This is a genomic window from Hyalangium versicolor, from assembly GCF_020103695.1.
Classification (GTDB): Bacteria; Myxococcota; Myxococcia; order Myxococcales; family Myxococcaceae; genus Hyalangium; species Hyalangium versicolor.
This window is the reverse complement of the sequence record NZ_JAHXBF010000025.1, coordinates 74204-86683: the sequence shown is the minus strand read 5'-3', so window position 1 is coordinate 86683 and position 12480 is coordinate 74204. Positions and strand designations below refer to the sequence as shown.

13 protein-coding genes are annotated in these 12480 nt (G+C 68.9%); 9 read left to right on the top strand and 4 right to left on the bottom strand.

Annotated features, from left to right (window positions below; translation table 11 throughout):
• Positions 1-16: 16 nt before the first annotated feature.
• The 9 genes from KY501_RS40515 to moaD all read left to right on the top strand — a co-directional run bounded on the left by KY501_RS40515 (position 17) and on the right by moaD (position 8133).
• Positions 17-475, top strand: a complete 459-nt coding sequence (locus KY501_RS40515; RefSeq protein WP_224369341.1) for a septal ring lytic transglycosylase RlpA family protein — start codon at positions 17-19, stop codon at positions 473-475.
• 9 nt (positions 476-484) lie between these two features.
• A complete protein-coding gene (gene tsaB / locus KY501_RS40510) occupies positions 485-1219 on the top strand; it encodes a tRNA (adenosine(37)-N6)-threonylcarbamoyltransferase complex dimerization subunit type 1 TsaB (protein WP_224369266.1) in 735 nt (244 codons plus the stop codon).
• Positions 1220-1355: 136 nt separating this feature from the next.
• Positions 1356-1958 (top strand): winged helix-turn-helix domain-containing protein, encoded by a 603-nt coding sequence (locus tag KY501_RS40505; RefSeq protein ID WP_224369265.1) that lies wholly within the window; start codon positions 1356-1358, stop codon positions 1956-1958.
• Entirely contained in the window at positions 1955-2773 is an 819-nt protein-coding gene (locus KY501_RS40500; RefSeq protein ID WP_224369264.1) for an SRPBCC family protein, read from the top strand. The genes KY501_RS40505 and KY501_RS40500 overlap by 4 nt, the downstream gene beginning before the upstream one ends.
• 145 nt (positions 2774-2918) lie before the next feature.
• On the top strand, positions 2919-3947 hold the full coding sequence (locus tag KY501_RS40495; protein WP_224369263.1) for an aspartate-semialdehyde dehydrogenase: 1029 nt from the start codon (positions 2919-2921) through the stop codon (positions 3945-3947).
• A 125-nt stretch (positions 3948-4072) separates the two neighbouring features.
• On the top strand, positions 4073-4948 hold the full coding sequence (locus KY501_RS40490; RefSeq protein WP_224369262.1) for an MXAN_2561 family MXYO-CTERM-anchored protein: 876 nt from the start codon (positions 4073-4075) through the stop codon (positions 4946-4948).
• Positions 4945-5670 carry an MXAN_2562 family outer membrane beta-barrel protein gene (locus KY501_RS40485; RefSeq protein ID WP_224369261.1) on the top strand — a complete coding sequence of 242 codons (726 nt, stop codon included), beginning with the start codon at positions 4945-4947 and terminating at the stop codon, positions 5668-5670. Before KY501_RS40490 ends, KY501_RS40485 begins: the two co-directional genes overlap by 4 nt.
• A gap of 8 nt (positions 5671-5678) precedes the next feature.
• On the top strand, positions 5679-7469 hold the full coding sequence (locus KY501_RS40480) for a PKD domain-containing protein (RefSeq protein ID WP_224369260.1): 1791 nt from the start codon (positions 5679-5681) through the stop codon (positions 7467-7469).
• Position 7470: 1 nt separating this feature from the next.
• Positions 7471-8133: a molybdopterin converting factor subunit 1 gene (gene moaD / locus KY501_RS40475; RefSeq protein ID WP_224369259.1), complete on the top strand. Its 663-nt coding sequence runs from the start codon at positions 7471-7473 to the stop codon at positions 8131-8133.
• A 13-nt stretch (positions 8134-8146) separates the two neighbouring features.
• Here the strand turns inward: moaD and KY501_RS40470 are convergent, their stop codons facing one another.
• The 4 genes from KY501_RS40470 to KY501_RS40455 all read right to left on the bottom strand — a co-directional run bounded on the left by KY501_RS40470 (position 8147) and on the right by KY501_RS40455 (position 12437).
• The gene (locus KY501_RS40470) at positions 8147-9439 is read right to left on the bottom strand and encodes an eCIS core domain-containing protein (RefSeq protein ID WP_224369258.1); all 1293 of its coding nucleotides are present in this window, start codon (positions 9437-9439) and stop codon (positions 8147-8149) included.
• A gap of 477 nt (positions 9440-9916) precedes the next feature.
• Positions 9917-10576 carry a hypothetical protein gene (locus tag KY501_RS40465; RefSeq protein ID WP_224369257.1) on the bottom strand — a complete coding sequence of 220 codons (660 nt, stop codon included), beginning with the start codon at positions 10574-10576 and terminating at the stop codon, positions 9917-9919.
• 22 nt (positions 10577-10598) lie between these two features.
• The gene (locus KY501_RS40460) at positions 10599-11996 is read right to left on the bottom strand and encodes a M50 family metallopeptidase (protein WP_224369256.1); all 1398 of its coding nucleotides are present in this window, start codon (positions 11994-11996) and stop codon (positions 10599-10601) included.
• Between the two features lie 12 nt (positions 11997-12008).
• A complete protein-coding gene (locus KY501_RS40455) occupies positions 12009-12437 on the bottom strand; it encodes an NUDIX domain-containing protein (protein ID WP_224369255.1) in 429 nt (142 codons plus the stop codon).
• Positions 12438-12480 lie beyond the last annotated feature (43 nt).

Below are 12480 nucleotides of genomic sequence, written 5' to 3'. Positions count from 1 at the left end.
CGTACTGGTGTTGGGGATGGGGCTGCTGGCGGGGTGCACCTCTCGTGCGGCGAGGCCTCTTCCCGGCTCGCAGCCGGAGTCTCCTACCGTGGGGCGCTCCACTCCCGAGGCTCCTGAGAAGGGCTCGCGCGCGTATCTGGGTGAGGGGCTGGCCTCGTACTACGGCCCGGGGCTGCATGGCCGGAAGACGGCGAGCGGCGAGCGCTTCGATCAGAACGCCTTCACGGCGGCCCATCGGACGGAGCGCTTCGGCACGTGTCTGCGCGTCGTGAACATGGAGAACGGCAAGTCCGTGGAGGTGCGCGTCAACGATCGCGGCCCCTTCAAGGCCGAGCGCATCATCGACGTGTCCCTGGCGGCGGCGCGCAAGCTGGACATGGTCTCGAAGGGCCTGGCGCGCGTGCGGCTCTACCGGTGCAAGGACGAGGGTCCTGTTTCCTCCTTTTCCCCCCCGCTCCAGGCGCTCCCGGGGTAGAGGAGGGCCGTGTTCCTCTCGCTCGATACCTCCACGCTCACGTTGTCGCTCGCCCTGGTGGATGGGGCAGGGGAGGACGTGCGCGTCCTGGAGCACGTGGTGGTGGGCCCTCCCGCGAAGCAGAGTGAAGTGCTCCCCGGCATTGTTGGTGAGTTGCTCGCGCGGCATGGGGTGAAGCTGGAGGGGTTGGAGGGGCTCGTCGTGGGGTTGGGGCCCGGGTCCTTCACGGGGCTGCGCATCGGTCTGGCCTCGCTGAAGGCGCTGGCGTACGCGAAGCGGCTGAAGCTGGTCGGGGCCTCATCGCTGGCGGCGGTGGCGTTGGAAGGGCCCGAGGGTCCTCCGCTCTTCTGCCTCGCGGTGGCTCGCAAGGATGATCTCTACCTGGGGGCCTACCGGAGGCGCGGGCGGACCGTGGAGGCGTTGGAGCCCGAGACGGCCATGTCTCCGGAAGAGGTGGCTGCGAAGATGGCGGCCGAGCCCCAGGCACTCGCGTTGGGGCCTGCGCTGACGGACTATCGGGCCGCGCTGGAGGCTGCGGGAGTGTCTCCCCAGCGGCTGCTCACCGGGCCGGTGTTTCCCTCGGCGGTGGAGCTGGCACGGCTGGCGCGGTTCCCGGAGACGCAGCCGGTGGAGGCGGTGTTCGCGCTGGAACCGCACTACGTCCGCGCCTCCGAGCCCGAGCGCAACCCGAAGTTCCCCCCGCTCCCGGGGCCCGCGCCGACCGCTCGGTTGAAGGAAGACTGAGCCTCCCTTCCATCGGGCAGTGGTCCGACCAGCAGACCAGTGGGTCCAGACTCCGCCGCCCGGGCCTCCCTTGCATGGGTCATGAGATGTGCGCACTCTTCTTGACAAGAAAAGTTGTCAAGGCTGGAATGGCGCCATGCTCGACGTGGAAGTCATCGACGATCCCGAGGCTGCGACGGTGGCCCTCGAGCCGGTCCGGAGCCGGTTGCTGGCGGAGCTGGCGGTCCCTGCCTCCGCCGCGACTCTCGCGGCACGGCTGGGCATCGCGCGCCAGAAGGTCAACTACCACCTGCGAGCCCTGGAGGCGCACCGGCTGGTCCGGGTGGCCGAGACGCGCCAGTGGGGAGGGCTGACGGAGCGCCTGCTGGTGGCGACCGCCGCTTCCTACATCGTGTCTCCGAGCGCCCTGGGCCCGGTCGCCACGGATCCGGGCCGCAGTGCGGACCGGCTCTCCGCCAGCTACCTCATCGCCCTCGCCGCCCGCATCGTGCGCGAGGTCAGCGGTCTCGTGCGCCGCGCGGAGGAGATCGGCAAACGCCTGCCGACCCTGTCGGTGGACACCGAGATCCGGTTCCGCTCACCGGCCGAGCGCGCGGCCTTCAGCCAGGAACTCACCGAAGCCGTCACGAAGCTGGTCTCGCGCTACCACGATGCCTCCGCTCCCAGCGGCCGTGACCATCGCCTGGTGATCGTGGCGCACCCGCTTCCCCATGAGTCCACCCCACAGGAGCCATCATGACCGTGAAGAAAGAAGCCTCTGGACGCCGTTCTATCCAGGTCGAGGTTGAAGTCCCGGGCACGCCCGAGCAGGTCTGGGAGGCCATTGCGACAGGGCCCGGAGTCTCGTCCTGGTTCGTCCCCAGTGAGATCGACGGACGCGAGGGCGGAGCGGTGGTGTCGCACTTTGGCCCGGGCATGGATTCGAAGGCCACGGTGACAGCCTGGGAGCCGCCTCGCAGGTTCGCCGCCGAGAGCAAGGACCTGGGGCCCGAGTCTCCAGCGCTCGCCACGGAGTGGATCGTCGAAGCGCGTTCTGGAGGCACCTGTGTCGTGCGGGTGGTCCACAGCCTCTTCGCGAGCAGCGATGACTGGGACGATCAGCTCAACAACGTCGAGTCCGGTTGGCCTGGGTTCTTCCGCATCCTGCGGCTGTACCTCACGCACTTCCGCGGCCAGCGCTGCTCGATCATGCAGGTGGTTGGCGGTGCCTCCGGGCCCTTGCCCGTGGCGTGGGAGAAGCTGGCCGGTGCGCTGGGGCTTACGGATGCCAGCCCCGGGCAGAAGCGCAGTGCCCCCGCCGACGCCCCGCCGCTGGCTGGGAGCATCGAACGCGTGGACGCGGACGAGAAGGTGCGCGCGCTCCTCCTCCTGGTCGACTCGCCAGCCCCCGGGAGTGCCCTCGTGGCGGCTCAGAGCATGGGAGGCAATGTCCACATCGTGCTCAGCTTCTACCTCTATGGTGAGCAGGCACCGGCCGCTGTCGCTCGCGACGAGCCTCGGTGGCGGGCTTGGTTGGAGGGGCGCTTCCGCCAGGCCGGTGGGGCCCCCTGTTAGGTCAACCGAGGACCTGTGAGATCAGCCGTTTACGCCGGGGGCGGGCCTGGATGCAGAGCGGCATGAGTCGGCTGCCGCGCGATCCGGGCCCGCGGAGTTCACGGAGGCTCGCACACGGGGCCGGGCTGGCGTAAAGGGACGCGCCATGAACGAGAACGTACGGATCGCCGTGGTGGGGGCCACGGGAGTGGTGGGCCGCGAGGTGCTCTCCGCGCTCTTCGATCAGGGCGTCCCCTCCGAACAGCTCACCGCGCTGGCCTCCGAGCGCTCCGAGGCCGTGGAGCTGGAGTACGGCGAGGACACCCTGGAAGTCGAAAAGACCACCCCTGAGTCCTTCAGGGGCGTGTCCCTGGCACTGCTGGCCACTCCCGCCAGCGCGTCCCGCACCCTGGCGCCCGTGGCTCAGTCCGCCGGGGCCTGGGTGGTGGATGCCAGCTCCGCCTTCCGTGGCGACGGCAACGTGCCCCTGGTGCTCCCCAGCTTCAACCCCGAGGTGCTCGGCGCTACCTTCAAGGGCCGCATCGTCTGCGTCCCCTCCGCGGTGTCCACCGCCCTCGTGTCGATCATCGCGCCGCTCCAGAAGGCCTTCGGCGTCGTCCGCGCCCAGGTGACGGCGATGATGGGGGTGTCCTCGGCGGGAGTGACCGGGGTGAACGAGCTGGAGAAACAGACCGCCGGCCTGCTCTCCGGCCGGGAGCCCGAGGCCCACGCCTTCCCCCAGCGCATCGGCTTCAACCTGCTGCCCCAGGTGGGCCCCTTCCTCGCCAACTCGCCGTGGACGGAGGAGGAGGCCGGCTGGACGCTCGAGGCGGCGCGCCTGTTCGGAGCCCGGGGAGAGACGCCCGTCATCGCCGGCACCGCCGTGCAGGTGCCCAGCTTCTACGGCCACGGACTGAGCGTGCACGTGCAACTCAAGCAGGCCGCACCCGTGGAGCAGGCCCGCGCCGCGCTCAAGACGTCCCAGGCGCTCAAGGTGCTGGATGCGCCCACCGAGAAGATCTACCCCATGCCCATGCTCATCGCGGGCGATCCCACGGTCCACGTCGGCCGCTTGCGCACCTTTCCCCAGGCACCCGAGTGGCTCACCCTCTTCGCCGTGGTGGACAACGCGGGCCGGGGCGGCGCGCTCAACCTGGTGGAGGCCGGCCTGCGGCTGCTCCAGCGCCCCGCATGACAATTTGGCACAGCCTCCGAGCCGGGCTTGCCCATTTGGCGGAGTGCCGGGGGAGTTCCCTCGGGGAATGAAGGGTGCGACCCCCCGTTTCAGCTGGCCCTCCACTTGCTAGGTTCCCCCCCGTCATGCGCTTCCTGCTGATTGCCCTCACGCTGACAGCGACCGCGGCCTGGAGTCAGACCGCGATTGATCTCACGTTGCCCAACACGGCCGACACCGAGCTGCGCCTCTCCAAGGACTGCGATCTCGTCCGCACGGTGAACTGGACCAACAACATCGCGGTCCTGCCGTGTGATGACCTGAAGTTCTGGATCGTGGAGGGCTCGTGCGGAGACGAGCCGCCCTCGGGGACGACGCTGCTGGACAGTGTGTCGAAGTCCAACGTGCCCACCACCCGGAGCGGCACGTTGCAGTTCAAGGTCCGCGACCTGCCCCTCTTCAAGAACGGCGAGAGCTGCCCCGTGGACGGCAAGGAGGTGGAGTATCAGTTGTGCGCCTCGGTCCCGACGACGGGCAGCCTGGGAGAGTGCTCCTCCAACGGCAGGAGCTACCAGAAGGACGATGTCGACATCATCTATGACGCCCTGGCGCCAGACGTGCCCTCCATCGGGAACGTTGCGCCGCTGGACGAGGCACTCTCGATTCGCGTGAACGTCGCGGATGACGCCAACCGGATCCGGCTCCACGTGGAGAGGGCGGATGGTACGGGTGGACGCAACCTCGAGCAGTCCTCGGAGCAGAACTTGTTCCGCGTGACGAACCTGGAGAACGGGGTAACCTACCGCATCACCGCCAAGGCCGTGGACGCGGCCGACAATGAGAGCGGGGACTCCGAGGCCAAGGAGGGCATTCCCATCCACACCAAGGGCTTCTTCGATCGGTACGTGGAGGCCGAGGGGCAGGAGATGGGGGGTTGTGGCGCGGCGGCGGGTGGTGTCGCGGGCGGCTGGGTGCTGGCCGTCCTGGGGTTCTGGCTGTCTTCAAGGAGAAACCGGTCATGAGTCGAGCAGTGGCTGTCGGCGTCGTCGCGCTCCTGGGCGCGCTGCCGAGCCAGGCGCTGGATGTCTCGGACACGCCCCGAGCGCCCGTTGGTTCACCGCGCACGGGCGCCGTGGAGTTCAAGCTGGGCGGCTACAAGCCGCGCATCGACACCGAGGAGGGCCTCAAAGGTACGCCCTACAAGGACACGTTCGGTGACGCGTCGATGCTGCTCTTCGAACTGGAGCTGCAGCGCTACTTCTACCAGGGGTTCGGCTCGGCGGGCGTGGGCTTCTCGGCGGGCTACGCGGAGAAGTACGCCAACACCATCACGGACGAGGGTGACACCGCCGAGGAGAAGACGGCGCTCAAGGTGGCGCCGCTGAAGGTCAACGCCCTCTACAAGTTCGACTACCCGGCGTTCCGCTGGGGCATGCCGCTGGTCCCCTACGGCCAGCTGGGGCTCATCTACATGCCCTGGTGGATCGAGAAGGGCAGCGACACCCAGGAGCTGAGCGGCCGCTCGGGCAAGGGTGGCCGGTGGGGCTATGGCGTGACACTGGGCGTCTCGTTTCTGCTGGACGTGCTGGAGCCGCGCCTGGCGCGGGACTTCGACTCGGGCATCGGCGTCAACCACAGCTATGTGTTCGCCGAGTGGACGTACGCTGAAGTGAACAACTTCGGCAGCTCCGGTCTGGTTCTCTCCAGCCGACACTGGATGTTCGGGCTGGCCTTGGACTACTAGACCGCTTCATGCGGTCTTCCTCGCGCCTTTTCCTGAAAGTCCCGTCGTCCGTCCTCTCGTTGGTGGCCGGGGCCCTGCTGGCCGCCGGCTGCCACCATGCCGTGAAGCCCGAGCTGGGGGCGGATCGCACGGTGGAGGCCGGAGTGCCGGTGGAGTTTGGCTCCGCCCAGGAGGGCGCTCCGGAAGTCTCCTGGGACTTCGGGGACGGCGCGCCCGCGCAGAAGGGCCGTCACCTCGCGCACGCCTTCCCGCGCTCGGGCACATTCGCGGTGCGGGCGCTCGATGGCGCGACGGAGGTGGGCCGCGTGCAGCTCACCGTGGTGCCTCGGCCGGTGCTGCGCGCCATCCCCGAGGACGCGACGGTGGCCATGTACGTGCCGCAGCTGCGCGGCTCGGTGGAGCCGCTGGTGGACTTCTACGCGCGCCTCATGGGCCCGGACACGGCCCAGCGGCAGTTGGAGGATGCTCCCTTCCTGCCCATGGTGCTGCAGAGCCTGAAGGGCGACTCCAGCAAGGTGGATCCGGAGGAGGGCTTCGGCCTGTTCTCGGTGCCGGTGTTCGAGGGCACGGTGGCGCTGCTGGGCGTGACGGATGGCAAGGCGGCCCTGGACACGGTCATCCAGGAGTTCGAGTCCGGGGGCCACCGGGTGCAGCGGCAGGGAGAGGACAGCGCGCGGATCGAGATGACGGAAGTGGAGCCCGTGACGGTGTTCCTGGACCGGGGCTACCTGTACCTGGCGATGCCGCAGAAGAAGGAGGTTCCCGCGGGCGAGCCGGTGCAGGCGTCCACCTCGTCGCCGGATGCGGAGGGGCTGCGCCGGTACGTGGCGGAGTTCAGAGGCCCGGGGCTGTCCGAGTCCCCGCTGCTGACGCAGCTGCGCGCGAAGGTGGCGGAGGGCATTGCGTACGTCTTCATCCGCTTCCCGCAGAAGGATCAGGGGGGCGGGTTCCCGGGGTTCTTCTCCTCGCTGTCCGTGAAGGAGGGGCGCGCGGAGATGGACGGCTTCATGCCCGCGGACAAGCCGCTGCTGCAGGGCAAGCAGGGCCCGGCGCCGGCGCTGCTGGAGAAGGCTCCTCTGGGGCCCGTGGGCGTGGCGATGATGTCCATTCCGCCAAGCGAGCTGGCGTCGCTGCTCTTCGGAACTCCCGGCTCTCCGCGGCGGACGGAGGCTCTCCAGAACTGGAGCAAGGAGGGGATCGACGCCGAGGCGCTCATCAACTCGGTGCGAGGGGACGTGACGCTGCTGGTGTACTTCGACGCGCCGGCCTTCTATCGGAACTTCCTGGTGAACAAGCGACCCGAGCCCCGCGGCGCGGTGATGATGGAGGCGGGCCTGACGCGCTCCGAGCCCATGGTGGCGGCGCTCACGAAGGTGTTCGCGACCGGTACCTGGAATGTGGAGCAGAGCCAGGAGAAGGGCGTCACCCGGTTCCGGATGCGGGTGATGGATCAGCCGCTGGTGCTGACGGTGGCGGCGGATCGCCTGTCGCTGCAGGCGGGCGAGGCGCTGGACGCAAGGCCTCGGGGGAACGTGGGGGCGGCGCTCCAGGATCGCTTCGGCGCGAGCGCATTCGGGCCGAGTCATGTGTCCCTGATGCTGGACATGGGCCGGCTGCGCTCGGAGATGGATGCACCCGAGCAGGTGCCGGGGGTTCCACCGGGGCAGCTGAGCGCGGCGAAGGCCTTTGGCGGGGCGTTCCTGGATCAAGTCACTCCGTTCGATCACGCCTTCCTGGACTTCGCGCCCGAAGAGGGCGGGGCTCGGCTGCGCGGCCGGGTCGTGCTGCGGACTCACTGAGATGGCATCGATCTTCGTTCTCTACTTCGCCGCGGCGCGAGAGCGCGCGGGAGCCCAGCGCGAGACGCTGGAAGTGCCCGAAGGTGCGCGGGTCCAGGATGTGCTGCGCCGGGTGGCCGAGAAGCACCCGGGGCTGGTGCCATTGCTGCCGCACCTGCGGGTGGCGGTGAACCAGGAGTTCGTGGACACGGGCGCGGAGGTGCCGGACGGGGCGGAGCTGGCGCTGATCCCTCCGGTGTCGGGAGGCTCGGGGTTGTTCTCGGTGGTGGACCGGCCGCTGCGGTTGGAGGAAGTGGTGGCGGCGGTGTCGGGTGAGGCGTACGGCGGGCTGGTGACGTTCTCGGGCTCGGTGCGCAACCAGACGAAGGGCCGGCGGGTGCTGAAGCTCGAGTACGAGGCCTATCCGCCCATGGCGGAGAAGCGGATGGCGGCCATCGCCGCGGAGGTGGCGGAGCGCTGGAGCGGCACGCGCCTGGCGATCATGCACCGGGTGGGGACGTTGATGCCGGGAGAGCTGGCGGTGGTGATCGCCGCGGCGGCGCCCCATCGGAAAGAGGCGTTCCTGGCCTGCGAGCACACCATCGAGCGGCTCAAGCAGGATGTGCCGATCTGGAAGAAGGAGTTCTTCGAGGACGGCGAGATCTGGGTCGGATTGGGCCCCTGACGCACGCTTCGAATCAAGGCTTGGACCCCGACACTCCGAAGCGCGCACGATAGTAGTCCACGACGGCGGCCTCCTTGGGATCCGAGGGAGTGGCCGTCACGTCGGCCGCCGTGAGCGTCTTTCCGATGACGGCAGGAACCCAGCCCTCCGCGACCTTGAAGCCTTGCACGACGCGGCGCCACTGGGCGTCGTTGTCGGTCCATTTCGAAGTCGCATCGCCTTGGCTCAGCTCGGGGACCTCGGTCTGGATGGCTTTGATGTAGAGATCGAAGTTGTTCCCCTTCTCCTTGGGGTTGTTTCCGAGATGGGCGCGGATGTAGTTCTCGACGGTCGTGAAGCTGCTCATGCGCTCACGCAGATCGACAGAGGCATCTGCTTCGTCGAAGTACACCGCGAAGTCGTGCCCTCCCTTCCCCCAGCGGAAGGAGCCGACGGCGCGGGGGGTGAGCGTTTTGAGGTAGTCGGCGTTGCCAGGATTGTTCGCCATCCATGCCGACGAGCGCCTCGCGCGAGGGACGCTCGTGCGGAAATAGCTGCGGATGCCCTCCTTGTGCATGACCCACGTGTTGTTGTCCGGGTCTTCACCCCAATCACCGGGGCGTGCGATGCCGCTCTGGCTCTTGCGCGCGTTGGAGAGCGTCGGGTTGGTGCCGGGATCCTCCCCGACAGGGTTGCGCAGCGCGGAGTAGGGCGCGGCGTCGAACGCCGCCTTGAGCCTTGCCCGGTTGACGCCTGCCGTGGCCGGGCCGCCGATCGTGAGCTCTCCATTCAAGAGGGAATAGGCACGGCGAGCCCCCTCGTCGGTGTTGGTCGAGTCCGCGTCGGTGTAGAGCTTGCGCACGACGGCGAGCAGGTCGCGCATGTCCTTGAGCGCGTCGAGAGTCTTGAGCGCCTGCGCCTCATTGTTGCCAGGACGCACGAGGTGCTCGACCTCGGCCGCCTTGGCCTGTGCGTCGACGGGCGTGCCGGCCGACCAGCGTTGGACGACAGGGGAGGCGCTCTTCGCCGCGCCTTGTTGCACCACATGGGCCAACTCGTGCGCGAGCAGCATCCTGCCCTGGGCCGTGGAGGGGGCGTATTCTCCCTCGCCGAAGACGATGGCGCTGCCGGAGGTGTAGGCCCTGGCTTGGACCGCACGCGCCGCATTCGCGGCTTCGCCACCCGTGTGAACGCGGACGCCGCTGAAGTCGTATCCGAACCGAGGCTCCATGAACGTACGCACGGCATTGGGGAGTGGCTTGCCGCCCCGCTCGGTTTCACGCACGGCGGCTCCGACATCCAGCCCGGCGTTCGCCTCCGTGGACATCGCGTGCTTCGTCAGAACTTCGCGCCTTGGAGAACTGCCGGCCATGGGCTGAACGGGGGCGAGTGCCCCCTCCGCCATCCTCATGACTCGCTGGGCAACGTCGTCCGCTTCTTTCTCAGCGGCATCGCCAGGGGTGCTCACAGCCGCCTGGCGCTGGATGGGGTGGGACGCACGGGAGGGCGCCTGCGTGCGAGGCTCGAAGTAATGGCGTCGCGCTTCACCCTGTTCGTGCGGTCCGCTCATCGCGGAGCGGCTCGACAGGGCCAGATGGTGCCAGCCCGGATTCGGGGGAGCGCTCTCCGGAGCCTGCCACCTGGGCGTCGGAGCAGGAGCGTTCCCCACGGACTGACGAGGCTTGTGCTCGGACGCGAACATGCGAAGCCCTTCTGGTGCCTTTTATCTCCATCCGACTCTAACTCCCTCGTTGGCGTGGGCCCAACGACGGAGGAGGTAGGGCGGAAGCGCCTGCCCTCGAGGCTACTGGACGCTCAGGTTGGCGGGCACGGTGACCGGGGTGCCGCCGTCGCTCTGGACGGGCTTCTGCTCGGTCCCGGCGATGGGCTTCAGGGGCGTGTCGACTCCCAGCGCCTTGCGCCGGGCCTGATCCTTCTCCTTCGCCGCAGAGATGGCTCGGGCGTTGCTCTGCTGCATCTGCTGGGGATCCGGGCCGCCGAAGAGGAACCCCAGCGGCAGGCTCAGGAACAGCACGCTGACCGCCGCCACTCGCACGAAGGCCTTGAGCCGGGAGACCTTCTCCCGATCCTTCGCCACCGAGTGCGAAACGAGCAGGTGGAGCTCGCCCTCGGTGAGCCGCAGCGTGGTGCCTTCGGGCAACTCCACGCTGGCCCGTCCCTGGTGCTGGACGAACTGGGACTCGGGCACGGCATGGAAGGCGTCGCCCTTCGTGCTGCGCTCCAGCTTCACGCGAGGAGGAACGAAGACACGGTAGCCGTGCTCGGTGCGCTCGGCGAAGAGGAAGGGCTCTTCGGGCAGGGTGAATCCATAGAGGGGCAGCATCGCCTTCTCGTCGGGCGCCGCGAGCACCTGGGGATGCTCGGAGCCGATGCTCCAGGCCTCGGCCAGGGATTCACCCCAGTACAGCTCACAGAAGAGGCCGGCATTTGCTTGGCGATTCATGGACCGTCCGAGAATAGAGCCTTCAACCCGCGTCAGCAGCGCCCGCATCGACCAGAGGTGCACCCGCGTCGGGGGCGCTCCCCGGCCCGGTCGGTCCTCCAGCATCCGGGGGAGGGAGTCCTCCATCGGGTGCTGTTGCCGTGCTGCTCGTCCCCCCGGCAGCCGGAGAGGGTCGCCCTCCATCTGACACCATCCCTGTTGTGGAGGTTCCCCCCGCATCCGGAGTGAGCACCCCAGCATCGGACAAGGAGCCAGGCTTGGAGGAGGTTCCCCCCGCATCAGGAGTGAGCACCCCAGCGTCGTGCGAGGAGCCAGGGCTCGAGGAGTCCCCTCCATCCGTGAGAGCAAGCGAGGGGAGGGGCGCAGGGCCGGAATCGCCATGAGGCTCCGGGAGCGGGAGGGCGCGTCGGACCTCGGCGACGGAGACGGCGATGATGGCGGCGGCGATGGCCAGGAACCCCAGCGTGTTGGCGAAAGTCTCCACGCGAGAGGACACCGGCCGCCCTCGGGCCAACTCGATGGCGAGGAACAGCAGCCGGCCGCCATCGAGTCCAGGTATGGGCACGAGGTGCAGCAGCGAGAGCGCCACGGACATGGCGACCAGCACCCGCAGGAAGGCATCCCGTCCCGAGGAGGCCGCACCGGAGGACTGCCGCACGACGGCCACGGTGCTGGGAGGCTCGGCTGCGGGATTGCGGCCCACGACCAGGCTCCAGACGAGGCCGAGCGCCTCGGTGGCCACTCGCTGGGAGTGAACCAGGGACTGGGCCAGGGCCTCTCCCGGTTTGTGCTCGCGGTACACGTACTGCTGGCTCACGCCGATGCGGCCCACCCCCCGTTCATCGGGACGGGGGCGCACCTGCACCACGCGCGCCTCGTCATGGCGCGAGACGACGAGCGATCGGTCCCGGCCGGGGCTGGCGCCGATGAACTCCACGAAGTCCGACCAGCTCTTCATCGGCTGGCCATCCACACTGAGGATGCGATCGCCCGGGAGGAGCTGGGCGCGTGCGGCCTCCGAGCCGGGCGTCACCGTGCCCACCGTGAGCGGCACCACCACGTGCGTACCCGAGGTGTACAGCACGAAGAGCACCCCCAGGGCGAACAGGTAGTTGGCCACCGATCCGGCCAGGGTGATGACCACGCGCTTCCACGGGCGCTGGGCCGAGTAGCTCCGGGGATCGGCCGGATCGAGCCCGGGCACATGGGGATTCATCCCATGCAGGGTGGTCGAGGCGCCCAGGGGAATGGCGGCGACGACATACTCGGTGCCGAACAGGTGGAACGAGAGCAGCGGCGGCCCGAAGCCCAGGGAGAAGCGGGGCACGCTCACGCCGAGCAGCCGCGCGGCCAGGAGGTGCCCCAACTCATGGACGGCCAGCAGCAGGCCGAGGGCGAGGAGGGCCAGGAGGACGTACATCCGAGCGCGACTTCAGATCTTCCGCCGCTGCCCGGTCCGCTTGTAGGCCAGGTAGTCGGACAGGATGGTGCCGTGGTCGAAGCAGAGATCCGGGGGCAGGGCATTCACAGGGAAGGCCCGGGCCTCGGCGGCATCGTCGGCGCCCTGGGGCTCGCCCTGGGCTCGGCCGATATAGACGGTGGACATCGTGTGCTTGCGCGGGTCGCGCTTCGGGTCCGAGTAGGTGAAGAACTGCTCGATGAGCTCCACCGTGAGGCCGGTCTCCTCCTTGGCCTCGCGCACGGCGGCGGCGTGGAGCGGCTCCCCCTCGTCCACGAAGCCACCCGGAAGCGCCCAGCCGATGGGCGGATTGGCGCGGCGGATGAGGACGATGCGCTCTCCGGGCAGCTCGATGATGCAGTCCACGGTGGGAGTGGGGTTCTTGAACTGTTTCTCGGCCATAGGGCCGCACAGTCTACCCCGGGCCGCGCGAGGGCACTGCATG

Coding starts and splice junctions, on each gene's coding strand:
- KY501_RS40480 (WP_224369260.1), top strand. CDS start 5,679: ATGCGGTCTTCCTCGCGCCTTTTCCTGAAAGTCCCGTCGTCCGTCCTC.
- KY501_RS40515 (WP_224369341.1), top strand. CDS start 17: ATGGGGCTGCTGGCGGGGTGCACCTCTCGTGCGGCGAGGCCTCTTCCC.
- KY501_RS40455 (WP_224369255.1), bottom strand. CDS start 12,437: ATGGCCGAGAAACAGTTCAAGAACCCCACTCCCACCGTGGACTGCATC.
- KY501_RS40495 (WP_224369263.1), top strand. CDS start 2,919: ATGAACGAGAACGTACGGATCGCCGTGGTGGGGGCCACGGGAGTGGTG.
- KY501_RS40485 (WP_224369261.1), top strand. CDS start 4,945: ATGAGTCGAGCAGTGGCTGTCGGCGTCGTCGCGCTCCTGGGCGCGCTG.
- KY501_RS40465 (WP_224369257.1), bottom strand. CDS start 10,576: ATGAATCGCCAAGCAAATGCCGGCCTCTTCTGTGAGCTGTACTGGGGT.
- KY501_RS40460 (WP_224369256.1), bottom strand. CDS start 11,996: ATGTACGTCCTCCTGGCCCTCCTCGCCCTCGGCCTGCTGCTGGCCGTC.
- KY501_RS40490 (WP_224369262.1), top strand. CDS start 4,073: ATGCGCTTCCTGCTGATTGCCCTCACGCTGACAGCGACCGCGGCCTGG.
- moaD (WP_224369259.1), top strand. CDS start 7,471: ATGGCATCGATCTTCGTTCTCTACTTCGCCGCGGCGCGAGAGCGCGCG.
- KY501_RS40505 (WP_224369265.1), top strand. CDS start 1,356: ATGCTCGACGTGGAAGTCATCGACGATCCCGAGGCTGCGACGGTGGCC.
- KY501_RS40500 (WP_224369264.1), top strand. CDS start 1,955: ATGACCGTGAAGAAAGAAGCCTCTGGACGCCGTTCTATCCAGGTCGAG.
- KY501_RS40470 (WP_224369258.1), bottom strand. CDS start 9,439: ATGTCCACGGAGGCGAACGCCGGGCTGGATGTCGGAGCCGCCGTGCGT.